Source organism: Aureimonas sp. SA4125 (assembly GCF_019973775.1).
In the GTDB taxonomy this organism is placed as follows: Bacteria; Pseudomonadota; Alphaproteobacteria; order Rhizobiales; family Rhizobiaceae; genus Plantimonas.
Genome location: NZ_AP025032.1, coordinates 1,087,330 through 1,105,040, shown reverse-complemented (window position 1 = coordinate 1,105,040; position 17,711 = coordinate 1,087,330). Strand labels below are relative to the sequence as shown.

12 protein-coding genes are annotated in these 17,711 nt (G+C 66.1%); 9 read left to right on the top strand and 3 right to left on the bottom strand.

Translation table 11 applies throughout. The features are described from left to right. Positions 1 to 6: 6 nt before the first annotated feature. On the bottom strand, positions 7 to 753 hold the full coding sequence (locus Sa4125_RS05045) for a VOC family protein (protein WP_224004342.1): 747 nt from the start codon (positions 751 to 753) through the stop codon (positions 7 to 9). A gap of 112 nt (positions 754 to 865) precedes the next feature. On the opposite strand from Sa4125_RS05045, the gene Sa4125_RS05040 reads away from it, so the two are divergent. From Sa4125_RS05040 to fghA, 7 genes are all read left to right on the top strand, one after another. Further along, the gene (locus Sa4125_RS05040; RefSeq protein ID WP_224004339.1) at positions 866 to 1,306 is read left to right on the top strand and encodes a MarR family winged helix-turn-helix transcriptional regulator; all 441 of its coding nucleotides are present in this window, start codon (positions 866 to 868) and stop codon (positions 1,304 to 1,306) included. 143 nt (positions 1,307 to 1,449) lie between these two features. Next, a complete protein-coding gene (locus tag Sa4125_RS05035; protein ID WP_224004336.1) occupies positions 1,450 to 2,097 on the top strand; it encodes a glutathione S-transferase family protein in 648 nt (215 codons plus the stop codon). A gap of 1,072 nt (positions 2,098 to 3,169) precedes the next feature. Beyond that, a complete protein-coding gene (locus Sa4125_RS05030; RefSeq protein WP_224004333.1) occupies positions 3,170 to 4,456 on the top strand; it encodes a surface lipoprotein assembly modifier in 1,287 nt (428 codons plus the stop codon). Between the two features lie 10 nt (positions 4,457 to 4,466). Continuing rightward, a complete protein-coding gene (locus Sa4125_RS05025; RefSeq protein WP_224004330.1) occupies positions 4,467 to 7,238 on the top strand; it encodes a FecR domain-containing protein in 2,772 nt (923 codons plus the stop codon). Between the two features lie 224 nt (positions 7,239 to 7,462). After that, positions 7,463 to 9,691, top strand: a complete 2,229-nt coding sequence (locus tag Sa4125_RS05020) for an adenylate/guanylate cyclase domain-containing protein (protein WP_224004327.1) — start codon at positions 7,463 to 7,465, stop codon at positions 9,689 to 9,691. A 100-nt stretch (positions 9,692 to 9,791) separates the two neighbouring features. Continuing rightward, positions 9,792 to 10,901 (top strand): S-(hydroxymethyl)glutathione dehydrogenase/class III alcohol dehydrogenase, encoded by a 1,110-nt coding sequence (locus Sa4125_RS05015; RefSeq protein ID WP_224004324.1) that lies wholly within the window; start codon positions 9,792 to 9,794, stop codon positions 10,899 to 10,901. Then, positions 10,901 to 11,734, top strand: coding sequence for an S-formylglutathione hydrolase (fghA, locus tag Sa4125_RS05010; RefSeq protein ID WP_224004320.1), 834 nt, complete (start codon positions 10,901 to 10,903; stop codon positions 11,732 to 11,734). Before Sa4125_RS05015 ends, fghA begins: the two co-directional genes overlap by 1 nt. A 283-nt stretch (positions 11,735 to 12,017) precedes the next feature. Here the strand turns inward: fghA and Sa4125_RS05005 are convergent, their stop codons facing one another. After that, positions 12,018 to 13,064 carry a class I SAM-dependent methyltransferase gene (locus Sa4125_RS05005; RefSeq protein ID WP_224004318.1) on the bottom strand — a complete coding sequence of 349 codons (1,047 nt, stop codon included), beginning with the start codon at positions 13,062 to 13,064 and terminating at the stop codon, positions 12,018 to 12,020. 259 nt (positions 13,065 to 13,323) lie between these two features. Here Sa4125_RS05005 and Sa4125_RS05000 point away from each other — a divergent pair, with 259 nt between their 5' ends. Next, positions 13,324 to 15,324: an EAL domain-containing protein gene (locus tag Sa4125_RS05000; RefSeq protein WP_224004315.1), complete on the top strand. Its 2,001-nt coding sequence runs from the start codon at positions 13,324 to 13,326 to the stop codon at positions 15,322 to 15,324. Between the two features lie 99 nt (positions 15,325 to 15,423). Here Sa4125_RS05000 and Sa4125_RS04995 read toward each other — a convergent pair whose 3' ends face one another. Further along, the gene (locus Sa4125_RS04995) at positions 15,424 to 16,089 is read right to left on the bottom strand and encodes a MarC family protein (RefSeq protein ID WP_224004312.1); all 666 of its coding nucleotides are present in this window, start codon (positions 16,087 to 16,089) and stop codon (positions 15,424 to 15,426) included. A gap of 410 nt (positions 16,090 to 16,499) precedes the next feature. On the opposite strand from Sa4125_RS04995, the gene Sa4125_RS04990 reads away from it, so the two are divergent. Next, positions 16,500 to 17,702, top strand: coding sequence for an aminotransferase (locus Sa4125_RS04990; RefSeq protein ID WP_224004309.1), 1,203 nt, complete (start codon positions 16,500 to 16,502; stop codon positions 17,700 to 17,702). Positions 17,703 to 17,711 lie beyond the last annotated feature (9 nt).

Here is a 17,711-nt window from a genome sequence, read left to right as displayed (position 1 = left end):
CATATCCTACTGCCGCGGCCCCACCATCGCGAACATGGCGCCCTGCGGGTCGATCGCCTGGACGATCCAGTTGTCGCCCGGCACTTCGTGCGGACCGTTGGCGATGGTGCCGCCGGCCTCCGTCAGCCGCAAGGACGCCGCCTCGATGCTCTCGACCTGGATGTAGTAGAGCCAGAACGGCGCCGGTGCTGCAGCGTTCGTCATCATGGCGCCGATGTCCTTCTCGCCGTCGGAGACGAGCTGGTAGACGCCCATCGGGCCCATATCCATGGCCATGCTCTTCTGCCAGCCGAATTGGCGGTTGTAAAAGTCGAAGGCAGCGGTGCCGTCGCGGGCATTCAGTTCGTGCCAGGCGAAATGACCCGGCGTTCCCGGCGCCACGGGCGCCGGTGGGTCCTGCCGCGTGGCGAAGACGGTCACCCTGACGCCCTCCGGGTCGGTGACGACGGCAAACCGGCCGATACCGGGGATGTCGGCAGGCGGCTTTTCGATCGCCCCGCCGGCGGACACGAAGGACGCTGCCGAAGCATCGACGTCGGGGACGGCGACGTAGCCGAGCCACATCGGCGGGACATCCTCGCAGGGGCGCGCCATGATCCCGGCGACATCCGACCCGGCCGCACTCGCCAGCGTGTAGCGCGGCGTTGCCTGGCCGGAGTCGCGCATCGTCCAGCCCGTCACCTTCGCATAGAAGGCTTCGGCCGCTGCCGCGTCGCTCGTCACCAGTTCGTACCAACAGAAACTGCCCGTCATGCCCCTTCCCTCCCCTCGGCGATCGACCGCCCTTTGCTGGCGGCCGAATGCCCTCTCGCCTTGCGGAAGCCGGTCGCCTTGACAATTCAGTTGATATCAACTTAGTTTGGACATGTCAAAGATGATTCCTTTCGAGACGACCGTCCTTGTCCGGGACACTTGCCTTTGCCTTCACACGCAGCGCGCCGCCCGAATTCTGGCGCGCCGCTTCGACGAGGCGTTTCGGCCGGTATCGCTGACGAACGGGCAGTTCTCGCTGTTGATGTCGCTGAACCGGCCTGCGCCGGCACCACAAGGCGCCGTGGCGCGTCTTCTCGGCATGGACCGGACGACGCTGACCGCAGCTTTGAAGCCGCTGGCGCGGCGCGGACTCGTGGCGATCGGCGTCGACCCGAGCGACCGCCGCGGCCACCTTCTGGCGCTGACGGCGGAAGGCCAAGCGCTTCTGGCCGAGGCTCTCCCGATCTGGCGCGAGACACACGCGGCCATCGAGGCAGGGCTCGGCGCGTTCGATGGCGACAGCCTCCGCTCCGCCCTCGGCACGCTCGGCTGAGGCACCGGCAGGCGGGCCCGGACCGTCGGAAGACCGGCAGCGTGCCGAACGGCGCGCGAAATGGCGGCAGGACGATCGAATGAGCGCGCCGCAATGGAAGACGGGATGTGTCGGCAATCACGCCGATCTGGGAGGAGAAGCAAATGATCGAGGTCAGTGCCTTTCGCTGGGTTCCGCCCTTCGCCCGCGGTCACGTCCGCGACTTCCGCGTCCGTTGGGCGCTGGAGGAGGCCGGCCTGCCCTATCGCTCGAAGCTGATCGGTCCGGCGGACCAGACGTCCGAAACCTATCGGGCCTGGCAGCCTTTCGGCCAGGTCCCGGCCTTTGCCGAGGACGGCACCGCGCTCTTCGAGTCCGGCGCCATCGTCCTCCACATCGCTTCGCGATCGGAGGCGCTGATGCCGCCGGACGAGGTCGGGCGCCTGCGGATGACGGCGTGGATGTTCGCCGCCCTCAACTCGGTCGAGCCGCCGGTGGCAAAGCTTGCTGAAGTCGACTTCTTCACCGAAGACGAGGCGGTGCGACGGGCGCGGCGGCCCGCCGTACTGCAGGAAGTCGACCTCCGGCTGGCGGCGCTCTCGCGATGGCTGGAGGGGCGCGACTACCTCGAGGATCGCTTCACCGCCGCGGACCTCCTGATGACGACGGTGCTGCGCATGCTCGGCCACACCGACCGCCTCGCCGCCCATCCGGGTCTTGCCGACTACTGCCGCCGCTGCGAGGCCCGGCCGGCCTTTGCGCGCGCCATGGCCGCGCACCTTGCCGACTTCGAGGAGCCGGCGCTCGCCTGAGCCGGATGCCGGGCAGGAGCGCCAGGCCCGCAGACATTGCGGGGCCGCTTTCATCTCGCTCCATCTTCCGCAGCGACGAGAGCGAGAGGCGCAGTGGGCGAAGTCACCGCGCTCCCATCCTGCAAGGAAGCGCCGGGTCGGGCCGGTCCCATGGGGCACGGCCCGACCCGCCTCGCAGGCGTCCGTTCTGCGTCCGCTACTTCTTCGGCTTGGGTGGCGTCGCCAAGCTGCCCTTCTGGCTCGGCTGGGCGGCGTTCGGCTTGGGCGGCTGTTCCTTCTTGGATTTTCCCTTGCTCTCTTTCATGGCCTTCACTCCCTCTGATGTACGATTGCGCGCCGATCCGCGACCCGGCGCAGGGGCCGGACTGACGCCAGTGAGACGCCCGCGGACCGCTTAAGTCAACGACGCTGCAGGCCCGCTTCGAGCGCGCCTTGCCGCACCAGCCCGGCCACCGGGCGACAGGCGCGCAAGGGGCGACCGCCGCCCGGACAGGCGGGCTCCTCCGGCAAGCGCGGCCCCTGCCGTCGCTGCAGACCAGACGGCGCCAATGACCAGCACCGATGCAGAACCGACACAGATCCCCCGCGATCGACTGTCCGTTCGATTTTCTTTTCAGCCCGGAAGCACCGGAATATCATCGCCTGCCGCAGCGGAATCAGAGTCTGCTATATAATTTTCAACACGTTGACGCTGATCCGACGGTTATTCTCCCATCATATCGCAATGCAGTCCTCGGAATTCGAAGAGGCTTGCGTGAACCTGTAGTTCCGTCATCATCGATTTCACAACTGTATATGCAACCCCACAGCGATGACGCTATGTCAGTCTGTGGCCAGCAGCCAATGAAAGCCTCGCATGGTGCATGCTTTCTCTGCCAGACGAAGTGCTGGTCTTCGCAACAAGCGCGATACATCCAGCTTGAAGATCCGCGAAGCTCGATCCTCTTCGCCCTGCTGCAACGGGCGACGGGCGTGGCCTCTTCCGTCACCGTCTCTCCTGTCGGCGATCCTGGCTTTCGCAGCCAGCCTTCTGCCCGGTGTGGCTGGCGCGCAGGTCACGACGGCGCCGAACGTGCCGCCCCGTGTCGATGCCGCGCAACTGCCGGAGCTCGAGGCGACAAGGGAGCGCGTCTTCGCCGAGATGATGCGCGATCCCTCCAATCTCGACATCGCCTTCCGCTATGCCGAGCTCTCGTCGCGGGCCGGTGATCTCGAGGCCGCCATCGCCACCCTCGAACGCATGCTGATCTTTGCGCCCGGCCTTGCGCGCCTGCAGCTGGAACTCGGCGTTCTCTACTACCGCCTCGGCGCCTACGAGACCGCCCAGACCTATTTTGACCAGGCATTGTCCGGCTCGGATGTGCCGGAGGAAGTCCGTCTGAAGGTCGCGCCCTACCTTGTCGCCATCGGCGAGAGGAGTGCCATCGACCGCTTCTCGGGAACGGTGACGAGCGGCGTGCGCTGGCAGTCGAACGCCAATGCCGCGACGGACTCGCGCTTCGTCCGCACGACGCTCCTCGCCGATCCGCTGCTGCTCGATCCATCCGCGCTCGGCGACGACGACGTCAACGGCTTCGTCGCCGGCAATTTTCGTTATTCCCGGGAGATGGCCGGACAGGGAGACCGGTTCGAGGCAAGTCTCCAGACCTACGGCGCGCTCTATGCCGAGCACGACGAGATCAACACCGGCTTTGCCGAACTGACTTTCGGCCCGACCTTCAATCTGGAGCGCTTCGAGATTTCCGACGCCAGTTTCGGGGTCTACGGAATCCTGGGCGGGGTGACGCTGAAGGAGGATCCCTATCTCCTTTCCGGCGGCATCGGCCTGTCCCTGGCCAAGCTGCTGACCCCGACCACGCGGCTGACGATGCGCGGGGAATATCGGCTCGAAGCCTTCGAGGATTCCGATCTTCGCCCGACGGCGTCGCAACGCGACGGCGACCGCTGGCGCGGGCAGCTCGGCCTCCAGCACCAGCTGAACGGCCAGGTCCTCCTGTTCGGCAATATCGGCGGTGAGAGCCGCGAGGCCGACAGGGACTATCTCAGCTTTTCCGAATTCGGCATCAATGTCGGCGCGACCCTGAATTTCCGCTCGCCCCTTCCGTCCCAGAGCGATCCGTGGACGCTGGGTGTCGCGGTCGGCTATCTCGATCGTCACTATGACGAGCCCGACCCGATCTTCAGCCTCTCCGACGCCCAGGAGGACGAGGAGTATTTCGTCGAAAGTTCGCTGACCGTGCCGTTGCGCGACGAATGGGCGCTGCTTGCCACCGTCGGCTACCGCGACGTGACGTCGAACTACGATCTGCACAACTACGACAATGTGAGCACGTCCGTCGGCGTCGTGAAGCGCTTCTAAGGAGAACGGCATGCGCATCCAACCGCGGCTTGCCCTGGGCCTCTGCCTCCTGCCCGCCCTGGTCGTGCCCGCGACCGGCCAGACCGTCGGCGTCACGGCGGCCGTCAACCAGTCGGCGCGCAGCATCCTTCCCAACGCGCCGATCCGCACCATCGCGCTGGGCGACGACGTCATCCACAACGAGCGGATCGAGACCGACAGGGTCGGCCTCCTGCAGATCCTCCTGGCCGACGGCACCACCTTCACCGTCGGCCCGAACTCGGCGCTGTCCATCGACCGCTTCGTCTACGACCCCCAGGCTGGCACGGCGCAGATCGCCGCGACGCTGACGAAGGGCGTGTTCCGCTTCATCGGCGGCAAGACGTCGAAGACGCCGGGCGGGGTATCGCTCGGAACGCCCGTCGGCACCATCGGCATCCGCGGCGCCGTGGTCGACATCAGCCTTGCCGAACAGAGCGGCGGGCAGCCGACGCATATCGACATGATCTTCGGCAATGACGTTACGCTGATGGCGCCGGACGGGCAGACCAGCCGGATCTACGAGCCGGGCTATTCCATCGTGATCGGCACAAGTGCGGGCGGAACGCAGACCCAAACGGTACAGAAGACGCCGCCGGGCTTCAGCAGCGCCATCCAGCAGACGCTCTCGGGCGCGCCCGGCACCAGCGGCGGCTCGCCCAACCGTCCGAGCGACGAGACCGTCGTCGCCAGCCGCGTAGCGGACGAGAATTCCGACCGCACGCCGGCCGTCAACAACCCGCCGATCCCGCTGGCGCGTCCCGACCGGAACCCTTCGGAAGTGCTCGACGGCGGATTGATCCAAGAGGCACAGGTGGACGTCGGTCGCCAGGAGGTCATCACCGAGGTCGGAGATGGCGACGATCACGGTCCGACCACAATCCCCCTGCGCGTGCTGACAGCGGGATCGACCTATGTCACGAACGGCGGCGAGACGATCGGATATCCCGGAGCCTACGGTCTGGTCGGCGGCTCCAGCGAAGAGGATCGCCGCGTCGACCTGACCGTTCCGGCGTCGTCGCGCACGGGCACCGGCTCCACCAACCGCGGGCCGTTGATCCTGCCGGTCTACGGCAGCACCCAATTCAGGCCAAACCCCATCCTGCCGGCCGACGGCGCTTCGCTCGGGGGAATTCCGCTGGTAGGAATCGGCTATTCCGGCGTCGACGGCTTTGCCGCCTACACGCTGGCCATCGCAGGAGATCCGAGCCGGCCCTTCTATGCCCTCGCCGGCACGCCGCTCGCCGATCCCGCCGTCCTGCGGGACGGCGACATTCGAACCTATTCCTTTACCCCGGACATCATCCAGCGACTGCCGGTGCCCTTCTTCAGCGCCGCGTCCATCGGCACCGAATTTTCCGGCGCCTCGATCAGCGATTTCTACCTCCTGGAGAGGCCCGGCAGCAATCCATCCTCGACTTTCCTGCAGTCCTGGCTGCTCATCACGGGCGAGGGTCCACTGCAGAGGAGCGCCGTCGGCGTCAGCGCAGGCAGCATCCAGACGGCCGGCGACGGTAGTCTCAATGTCGACTTCGGCCGTCGGGGAAGTTTTCGTGGCGACCCTCTGGGCTTCTCCTCGCATATGTCGGGGACGATCACGTCGCTTGGACTTGCGACCGGCGGCAGCGAGATTTTCGGCCGAAACGGTGAAAACATCGTTCTGGCGGGAGACAGCGAAGACAACGACTATTTCCGGGATGTCGAGGTTTTCGGCGGCCCGGCGTCGACCTTTTCCACCTTTCATGTCCTCAATCTGGAGGAGGAGGTGCCGCGCGCGCAGTTTTCGGCCGATCGCGGCGCCACCCGCAGCCTCGGCCAGATCCGCGGCTTTGCCGCCGGCCTGATCGAAAGCTACGGCGCCGACAACGGATACATCCAGGAACTGGGGACGAGCGGCTTCGACCCGAATGCCTTCACCATCGACTTCCAGGCAGAACGGGACACTCTCGGCGGCGAGGTCCAGATCGTATCGCGGGACGGCACGCTCGCCACAAGTGTCGCCTTCGGCACCGGCACCGGTCAGAACTCGTCGGGGGGGCGGTCGGCCTATATCGACGACGATCTTTTCGCTGCCGCCAACAATGGCAACGTGGCGCGAAGCTATTTCGTCCGGGACGGGACACGCTACCAACAGATCAGCGACGTCAGTGCACGGACCTATCTCGTGTCGGGAGACGCCAACCCCCAGACGGCGCTGCTGCCGCAGGGCCGGCTATGCGACTGCAAATTTCTCGAATGGGGCTGGTGGGGAACGCAGATCAGGGCCTCCGCCGACCCATCCCGTCCCGACAGCGAATCCGCTGGAACGATCCGGTCCGCCGTGCATCTGGGTGCCTGGGTCGGCGGCAATATCGCGACCGAGGCCGAACTTTCCGCGCTGGCGGGAACCACCGCGACGTATCAGGGCAGCGCCGTCGGCAGCGTCTCCAAGTCGGTTGAGAACGGCCTTGCCGACTTTGTCGCCAGCGGCAGCATGAATATGAGCTACGATTTCGGCGCGCGCAGCGGCGCGCTCTCGATCAACGACTTCGACGGGCGCGACTTCAGCGGCGCTGTGGGCGGCAGCGGGCTGGGTGACGCACTCTTTTCCGGCACGCTGTCCGAAAATGCTGGCGATGTCATCGGGTCCACCCATGGCGCCTTCGTCAATGACGGCGCTGCAGTGGCCGCCGGCGTGATCGGCAATTTCGACCTGCGTAGTCAGAGCGGAGAGTTCTGGGAAGCGAGCGGAGTGTTCGGCGGTGCGCGCAGCCCCGGACAATAGAGGGTGCGCCATGTCGATAGCGCAGGCCGCGACGGCGGGAAGACGAGAATAGTCCTGCCGGAACGGTTTGCGCGCTCTCGGCGGCGAGATCCAGCTAGCGTTAGCGGCGGTTTATTGAATTCGCCCGATGCGCGAGGTTTTGATTTGCCGCGCCGGATATCGCGACAAACCGGATCCCGCTTTTTCGCCCCGCGCTCCAGGCCCACTGCGCCTGCCGTTTCGCCATGACCCTCGCCCGCTGGCTGTTTGGCCGGCGCGAGCGGCGCGAGGCGCTGATCGTGCGGCTCTACGGGCTGACGACGCTCATCATCGGGCTCGCCGTCGCGACCCTCGGACAGACGGTCCTCGACCGGCTGACGGTCCTCGTCTTCGATTCCTACCAGCGCGTGCAGCCGCGGGCCGAGACGGCGGCGCCGGTGGTGCTGGTCGATATCGACGAGGCATCGATTGCCGAGATCGGCCAGTGGCCGTGGCCGCGAACCGCCCTTGCGACCCTCGTCAACACGCTCGGTCAACTCGGCGCGGCCGCCATCGCCTTCGACATGGTTTTCCCCGAGCCGGACCGCACCTCGCTCCGACAGGTGGCCGCCGAGCTGAGGCGCGTCGGCGTCACCATCGATCTGCCCCCGTCCGGCGACGCGATCGACAACGACGCGATCCTCGCCAGCGCCTTTGTCGGCAACAGGGTGGTCGCCGGGATGGCGATCTCCAACGAGACCGACGGCCAGCTGTCGCTGCCGAAGGCCGGCTTTTCCTATGGCGGGACCGATCCGCGGGAGATCATTGAGCGCTTTCGCGGCGGCGTCGGCAATCTGAAGATCCTCGGCGATTCGGCGACCGGTCTCGGCTTTTTCTCGTTTCCGCCCAGTCCCGACGGAATCGTTCGGGAGATCCCGCTGGTCGCCAGCACGCACGGCCATCTCTATCCTGCGTTGGCGATTGAGGCGCTGCGCGTGGCACAGGAGGCCGGATCGGTCATCCTGCGCAGCACCGGGGCCAGCGGCGAGGCCGATACCGGCCTGCCGGCGATCACCGCCTTGAAGGTCGGCGATCTCGAGGTTCCGACCGGCCCGAAGGGAACGTTCTGGATCTACTTCTCGGGTCTCGCCTCGATGCCGACGGTCTCCGCGGCGGGCCTCCTCGACCCCGCCCGCCGCGACGCTCTCGAAAGCGCCATCTCCGGCCGGATCGTGATCATCGGCACGAGCGCCGTCGGGTTGCGCGATCTCGTCGCGACGCCGGTGGCGGCCAGCATGCCGGGCATGCGCGTCCATGCCGAGATCATCGACCAGATCCTCGGCAACACCTACCTGTCGCGGCCGGACTGGGCCAAGGGCGCCGAGACGCTCGCCGCCCTCTCCTTCGGCTTGTTGCTGATCCTCATCCTCCCGCGCGTCGGCGCCCTCGTCTGTGCCGTCGGAACGGTCTCCTTCATCGGGGCGTCGCTCGCCCTTTCCTGGATCGCCTTCAGCCAGCTCCGCCTGCTCATCGATCCGATCCTGCCGGCCGTGTCGGTGGGCACGGTTTTCGCCGTGACCATGCCGGTGCTCCTCCTTCTCACCAATCGGGAAAAGCGCTTCGTGCGCCAGGCCTTCGCGCGCTATCTCTCGCCGACCGTCGTCGAGCGGCTCGCCGACGATCCCTCGGCATTGAGGCTCGGCGGCGACCTGCGGGACATCACGGTCCTCTTCTCCGACATCCGCGGCTTCACCTCGATGTCGGAAAAGCTCGACCCGCAGGCGCTGACGGCGCTCCTCAACGGGTTTCTCACCCCCATGACCGACGTGCTGCTGCGCACGGAAGCGACGATCGACAAGTATATGGGCGACGCGATCATGGCGTTCTGGAACGCCCCGCTCGACCTGCCGGACCATCGCCGCAGAGCCTGCCTCGCCGCGCTGGAGATGACCCGCGTGCTGCGCACGCTCAGCGTCGGCGGTGGCGAACCCGGCGCGCTGAAAGTCGGCATCGGCCTGAATGCCGGGCCGTGCTGCGTCGGCAATCTCGGCTCGGCGCAGCGCTTCAGCTATTCGGCCATCGGCGACGGCGTCAACGTCGCCTCGCGCGTCGAGGGCCTGACGAAAGCCTACGGCGTCGCGATCCTCGTGACCGAGAACGTCCGTGCCGGGGCCGAGGATCTGGCCTTCCTTGCGGTCGACCTGGTGCGCGTCGTCGGCCGCGCCGAGCCGCTCCCGGTCTTCGCCCTCCTCGGCGACGCGGCCCATGCGGCGGAGCCGGCGTTTCGCAATCTTGCCGCGGACCATGGCGACATGATCGCGGCCTATCGGGCCGGCGATTTCGCGGAGGCGCAGGCCCGCCTTTCGGCTCTTCAGCAAACGGCGCCGCAGTCCCTGCAGCTGCTATACGAGGCCTACGCCAAGCGTCTCGACGTGCTCCTCGTGCAGGGGGCTCCCGAGGGATGGGCGGGGGTGTTCACGGCGCGCACCAAGTGAGCGTTTGAAGCGCATCCGGCGGCAAATTGTCGGCAGCAGGATTTGCATCCCGTGCGGAAACGGCTAGCAGTCGGCCCACCATGTCCTGGAGGAACGCCCGATGAAGACCCGCGCCGCCGTCGCATTCGAAGCCAAGAAGCCGCTCGAGATCGTCGAACTCGACCTCGAAGGCCCGAAGGCCGGGGAGGTCCTGATCGAGATCATCGCCACCGGCATCTGCCACACCGACGCCTACACGCTCGACGGCTTCGATTCGGAAGGGCTGTTTCCCTCCGTGCTCGGCCATGAGGGCGCGGGCATCGTGCGTGAGGTCGGCGCGGGCGTCACCAGCGTCAAAGAGGGCGATCACGTCATTCCGCTCTACACGCCGGAATGCCGGCAGTGCAAATCCTGCCTCTCCGGCAAGACCAATCTCTGCACCGCCATCCGCGCCACGCAGGGCAAGGGCCTGATGCCCGACGGCACCACGCGCTTCAGCTACAAGGGCCAGGCGATCCACCATTATATGGGCTGCTCGACCTTCTCGAACTTCACCGTCGTGCCGGAGATCGCGGTCGCGAAAATCCGCCAGGACGCGCCGTTCAAGTCCGCCTGCTATTGCGGCTGCGGCGTCACCACCGGCGTCGGCGCCGTGGTCAACACCGCCAAGGTCACGCCCGGCTCCAATGTCGTCGTCTTCGGCCTCGGCGGCATCGGCCTCAACGTCATCCAGGGCGCCCGCCTCGTCGGCGCCGACAAGATCATCGGCGTCGACATCAACAACGACAAGAAGGAGTGGGGGACACGCTTCGGCATGACGCACTTCGTCAATCCGAAAGAGATCGACGGCGACATCGTCGCCCACCTCGTCGCGCTCACCGACGGCGGCGCCGACTACACCTTCGACTGCACCGGCAACACCATGGTCATGCGCCAGGCCGTGGAAGCCTGCCATCGCGGCTGGGGCGTCTCGGTGGTCATCGGCGTGGCGGAATCGGGCAAGGAGATCTCCACCCGCCCGTTCCAGCTCGTCACCGGCCGCGTCTGGAAGGGCTCGGCCTTCGGCGGCGCGCGCGGCCGCACCGACACGCCGAAGATCGTCGACTGGTACATGAACGGCAAGATCGAGATCGACCCGATGATCACCCACACGCTGACGCTGGAGGAGATCAACAAGGGTTTCGACCTCATGCATGCCGGGAAGTCGATCCGCTCGGTCGTGGTGTTCTGATGGAAACCGTCTCGACCAACAGGGCGCATGGTGGCACCCAGGGCGTCTACCGCCACGCCTCGAAGGAAACCGGCACCGACATGGTGTTCTCGGTCTTCGTCCCGGACCATGCCCCGGGCGCGAAACTGCCGGTGGTCTGGTATCTCTCCGGCCTCACCTGCACGCATGCCAATGTCACCGACAAGGGCGAGTACCGGCGCCTCTGCGCCGAGCTCGGCCTAATCTTCGTTGCGCCCGACACCTCGCCGCGCGGCGAGGGCGTGCCGGACGATGCCGCCGGCGCCTATGATTTCGGCCTCGGCGCCGGCTTCTACGTCGATGCCACCGAGGAGCCCTTCGCTGCGCATTACCGGATGTGGAGCTACGTCACGGAGGAGCTGCCGGCGTTCGTCGTTGCGAACTTCCCGGCTGATCAGGCGCGCCAGTCGATCATGGGCCACTCCATGGGCGGACACGGCGCCCTGACCATCGGCCTCGCCCGTCCCGGCCGCTACAAGGCGGTCTCGGCCTTTGCGCCGATCGTCGCGCCGTCGGACGTGCCCTGGGGCCAGAAGGCGCTCGGTCTCTATCTCGGCGACGACCGGGCCGCCTGGCGCCGGCACGATGCCGTCGCGCTGATCGAGGATGGCGCGACTGTCCCGGAGCTTCTCGTCGACCAGGGCGAGGCGGACCAGTTCCTGACCCAGCAGCTGCAACCCGAACGCCTGGACGCCGCCTGCGCCAAGGCCGGCATCCAGCTGACGCTCCGCCGCCAGCCCGGCTACGACCACAGCTACTACTTCATCTCGACCTTCATGGAAGACCATCTGCGCTGGCACGCCGCCCGGCTCTGACGAAGGCCGGGTGAAAAGGAGCTCGGTGACGGTCCGGGCGCTTGGCGCTCAGTCATTCGATCCCGGCCCTGAGCCGGGATCGATGCCGTGGTGGACGCAGCCAAACCGGCTCAAACATACGGAACATTCACCGTCTCCGGCTATCTCCCGCGATCTGGCATGGATCCCGGCTCAAGGCCGGGATGACGACGTGTCAAAGGTCGTGCAGAAATTGCTGCAGTCGCAGGTGGAGATATCCCACCTCGCGCCGGCTCCAGAAGGGCACCGCCGAGCCGCGAAAGACTCAGTCGCGCCTGGTAATCAGGCCATAGATGATATTGCGGTTGGCGCCGAATTCGACACGCGTATCCACCGTATTCATGTCGACGCTCGCGCGGATGATGTTCCACATGTCGTCTTCCGATCGCAGGATCAGCGTCCAGTTCATCAGGGTTTCCATGTAGCCATCGTCGACGATGTCGTCGTGGAAGTTGGCGAAGAGAAACACGCCATTTGGCTTCAGCATGTCGAGACATTTGCGCGTCAGCCGGACGGCGGCATTTTCGGGCAGGTAGTCGTAGAGACCCGCGGCATAGACGAAGTCGAATCGGCCGAGATCGTAGCTGTTGGTCAGGAGTCCTTTGACCGAACCGTCCATCGCGTCGACGCAGGTTCCGGCAAAATCACGCGAGATGAGGCCGACGCTCATCGGATCCTGATCAAGCGCAACCCAGCGCTTGATCCGCCCTTCACGGAAGGCGGAGGACCGTTCCGCTTCGCGCAAATGGCCTGCCGCGATCGTCAGTATCTCCGAGTCTTCGCCGCGCGTTTCTGCAATGGCATCGACATGGGCGGCAAGCAGATCACGTCGCTCGCGCACGGCCGAGGCCGCCGGAGCGGCACTCGTGTACTCATAAATCGCACGCCCGAGATCGGAGCTGGCCGCGACTGCAGCCTCGGCATCGGGGTGCCGGTAGATGAAGTCCAAAAGCCCAGCATCTCCCGAATAGCCGCGCGGCTTTTCGAAGGAGCGTTGTGTGAAGGGATCCTGATGGATCAGGACAGAGATCGGGTGGGCCTGCGCGATCGGCACCAGGTCCTGCCAGACGGCGGGATCAAGCTGGCGACGCATGTCGTGAAGGGCGCCGAAGAGAAAGCCCACGACTGTGGTCGGCGCCTCGCCTTTTTCCAGGCGCTGCTGGGAAATGTTCAGAGCCAGCGCCAACTGGATCCTTGCCGTGGCGAAGACGTCGTCCTGCGCGTCATCACGCAGGTGCGCCGCCGATTCGGCGGCAATCATCTCCGGCGTAATGAGGGTCTCGCCGTCAAAGTTAAATAAAACCTGGCTCATTCAAGCTGTCCTCGTTAAGCATTCCTTACTGTAGCAGGGATGACTGCCAGTGTCGGCACAATAGTGAAAATTTGGTTAAAATGTTTACTACTCACTGAATGCTTGAAGCTTAAGATCGAGCGTGCCTCCTTAACTAAAATTTCTCTAAGGCCGGGGTAACGTCTGTTCCTGGGTCCGATTTTCGGACAAGCGTGTGTGGCATTGCCGTTCCCAATCTGAGCGACGTGGTGACACTTCATATCCAGGCGGACCGTTGACGATGCCAGATCTGAATGAACTAGTTGCGTCCGAGCTTTCCAGGAGCTGGTACGAAAAGCATTCGGCCGAGCTGTATCGGCGTTACGACACATGGCGCGAACTGCAAAGGAAGCAGAACACCCGCATCATGATGTGGGTGGCCGCCGGGATCTACGTCATGTTCGCCGGCTTGGATCTTCTGATGATCCCGGACGTCGTCGTGGAGACGACGATGTCGCGCATCCTCCTGGCTGTCGCAGCGATTTTCGTTGTCGAGATGATGACCGCGGGAAAGCTTTCAGCCGAGCGTTTCGACGCGATCTGCGGCGCGGTGATCTTCGCCTGCTATGTCGGCTGGCTGGCTCCGGCGAGCGCCAGTTCGGACACCAACGCGCTGTCGTACTATCTGATCTTCGGCGCGATGTTCATGATGATATCGAACCTCTTCTTCAATTTCTCCTTCGTCACCGCGGCGACGTCGTCACTGGCGATCCTGTCCGTCTGTATCGTATCGACCTTCGTGCCTGCGGATACCTCCACGGCCTATCGCATCGCCTTCACGGCCTTCTACACCTCCTGTTTCTCGACCACGCTCTACGTCAACTGGAAGCTGAACGCCGAGCGCTACAACGTCTTTCTGAACGCCCTCCAGGCGGAAAGCCGGCAGGCCGAAGTGGTCCAGCGCGGCGAGGCGTTGCTGCGGCTTTCCAATACCGACGCCCTCACCGGCCTGAAGAACCGCCGCGCCATCGACGAGAGGCTGCGCGACCTCTGGACGCATTGGCAGACCGAAAGACGAGGCTTTGCCGCGCTCCTGATCGACATCGATTTCTTCAAGAACTTCAACGACCATTACGGCCATCAGGAGGGCGATCGGTGCCTGATCCTCGTCGCCAAGGCGCTGGCGGATCTTGTCGAGCAGCATGGCGGCAGCGTCGGTCGATACGGCGGCGAAGAATTCATCGTCCTCGCCCAGGTGCCGGACGGGGAGAGCATCGCGCCGCTGGCCGAAGCCATCCGACGCGCCGTCGAGGACCTGCAGTTGCATCACGAGCAGCGGCCGGATGGCGATCGCATCATTACGGTCAGTGTCGGCGCCTCGTATTCCGGCAACCAGACCAGCGAAAAGCTGGAGCGCCTGATCACCGAGGCCGATCGCGCGCTCTATCGGGCCAAGGCGAGCGGTCGGAACTGCATCTGGGTGTTCGATCCCAATGAGCCCCTGGGCGACGAGAACGGCGAAGACATCGCCGCTGTCCTCAAGGTGGCAATCGCCGAAAACCTCATCTCCCTCGTCTACCAGCCGATCCGGAACATCGCTACCGGGCGGATGGAGGCGGCCGAAGCGCTGATGCGCCTGAAGATGCCCGACGGCAAGATAATCTCGCCGATGGTCTTCATCCCCGTGGCCGAGCGGACCGGCGCCATCATGGAGCTCGGACGCTGGGCGATCCGCAGCGCTTGCCGCGTCCTCCAGGAAGAGGAATGGATCCCCGTCCTCAGCGTCAACATCTCGGCCGTGCAGCTCAAGGCGCCAGGATTTTCGATTTCCGTCGCCAGCATCCTGGCGGAGACCGGCATCTCCCCGCAGCGCCTGGCTTTCGAGATCACCGAGGGACGCGAGATCGAGACCCACCCCGATGTCCTTCGCGCGATCGGCGAACTGAAGCAGCTCGGCCTGAAACTCTGGCTCGATGATTTCGGCACCGGCTTTGCCGGCCTTTCCTGTCTTCGCGCCGTCGAGTTCGACACGGTGAAGATCGACCGTTCTTTCCTTCACGACACGCCGAGCCCCCGCGGCGCGCGCCTCCTTCAGGACATCATCACGCTCGTCGGCAATCGCGGTCTCGGGATCATCGTCGAGGGCGTCGAGACCGAGCGGCAGCTCGGCCTGATGCGCAGTTCCGGCATCGACTGCATTCAGGGCTATCATGTGGGGCGGCCGATGTCGTCGGACAGCCTGCGCCGATACAGCGGCGCCGAGGGCGCCAACTTCCCCCGGTCCTCGCGAGGCCGCCGCTGATACGGCGATGCGGCCACGCGTTCTCGCCGGCGCCCGAGAAAGCGCCAACGCCGTCGGGCCATCCCAACCGGCGTTACCGAGACAGGCGCGGTCCGCCCCTCAGGGCGTGCCGATCCCGGCCGTCGCGAGCGCACCCAGAATGCCGCTGAGCATGATCTGGACACCGACGCACAGAAGCAAAAAGGCGGCGAGGCGGGTGACGATCTGGACGCGCGTCTCGCCGAGGAGATCGGTGATGCCGTCGGCCCAGCGATAGGCGAGCCAGACGATGACGGCAATCGCCACCGCCGCGGCCGAACTGCCGACGAAGAAGGCCAGAAACTCACCGCCGCGCGGACGGTTGGCGCCGAGGGCGATGGCGACCGAGATCGTGCCGGGCCCCGTCGTCAGCGGCATGGTCAGCGGGAAGAAGGCGACGTCGGCCGACCCCACCGCCTCGCCGGCCTGGCGCTGCTTGCGCTCGTCGCGCGCCTCGGGCGCCGACAGGAGCTCCCAGGCCCAGGCGGCGACGACGAGGCCACCGGCGATGCGCAGTGCCGCGAGGCTGACGCCGAAGAAGTTCATGATGTAGGTGCCGCCCCATAGCGCCCCCAGCATCACCAGCGCCGCGTAGAGACCGATCCGGCCCGCCAGCGCGGCGCGTTCCTGATGCGAGCGCTCGGCCGTGACCTGGCTGAAGATGAAGGCGGTGCCGATCGGATTGACGATCGAGAACAGGGCGGAGAAAGCGAGCAGGAAGGCCTGGACGGTATCGAGCACGGCCATGATCAGTGTGCACCCTGCGGGCGGGAGGCGCGGAACTTCAGCTGGCCGCCGCTGACCGGTTCGTGATCGTCTAATCGCATGGCCTTTCCCTCCTGGACGACGCCCGATCGTCCGGATGCGCCAGATAAGGCCTCCGCCGGCGACGCGAGACTCCCGGCTCGATCGAAGCGATGGTGACACGGTAATAGCGCGCGGGGAACAGGTCGGGGTGGCGAGCCGACATGGAGCCGGAGTTGAAGCGACACGCCGGCTCAGGCGCGCGAGACATCTGTCCCGTGCTCCGCGGACCGTGCGCCTTCCCGGTCGCCTGCTCTTTCGCCATTGACGGAGCGGCGCTTTTGCCTCCATCCAAGGGCAGCAGCCGGGCGGCGCGCCGCTCTCGCACAAGGTCGCATAAGGGCCAGCAGACCATGACCAATCCCCTTCTTTCCCGCGTCGCCGCCCCGCCGATCGGGCAGGCCGCCGTCTGGGCCGCGGCCTATGACGGGGCCCACGGCCCGCTGATCAATCTCAGCCAGGCCGTTCCCGGCCATGCGCCGCCCGCGGAACTGGCCGAGCGCCTCTCGGCGGCGGCCGGAATGGCCGCTGCCGCGCGCTATGGCCCCGTGCTCGGCGACACGGCCCTGCGCGCCGCCTATGCCGACCACGTCTCCAGCCTCTACGGCGCCGGCATCGCATCGGCCGAGGTCGCGATCACCGCCGGCTGCAACCAGGCCTTCTTCGCGGCGCTGATGACGCTGGCTCGGACCGGCGACGCCGTCATCCTGCCGGGGCCGGCCTATTTCAACCACACGATGACGCTGCAGATGCTGGGCATCGAGGCGCGTCTGGTCGAGACGACGGCCGCTAGCGGCTTCGTGCCGGAGGTCGCGGCCATCGAGCGGCTGATCGACGACAGGGTGAAGGCCGTGGCGCTCGTCTCGCCGAACAATCCGACCGGCGCGATCTACCCGCCGGCGCTTCTCGCCGCGGTCTTCGCGCTCTGCCAGCGCCGCGGCGTCGCCCTCATCCTCGACGAGACCTATCGTGACTTCCTGCCCCCCGGCAACGGCGCGCCGCACGGGCTCTTCGCCGTTCCCGGTTGGCAGGAGACGCTGGTCGGCCTCTACAGTTTTTCCAAATCCTACGCCATTCCCGGGCACCGCCTCGGGGCGATGATCGCCAGCGAGGCCTTTCTGGCACAGGCCGAGAAGGTGCTCGACTGCGTGCAGATCTGCGCGCCGCGCCCGCCGCAGGCGGCGGTGGAATGGGCGATTCCCGCGCTCGCCGAATGGCGCGCCGAGATGACCGCGGAAATCCTCTCGCGCGCGGAAATCTTCCGGGAGACGTTGGCGCCCCATCCCGACTGGCGGATCGAGCAGATGGGCGCCTATTTCGCCTATGTCCGCCACCCCTTCCCCGGCCGCACCGACGTCGCCGAAATCCTCGCGCGCCGGTTCGGCGTGGTGACGCTCCCCGGCAGCTTCTTCGGACCCGGCCAGGAAGACCATCTGCGCATCGCCTTCGCCAATGTCTCGGCCGAGCGGATCGCCGGTCTCGGCGAACGCCTCGCTCGGGCCGAGGTTTTCCTTGCGGGCGCGGAAGATCCCGCGCCGATCCCCGCTCTCGCCTGAATCGCGGAG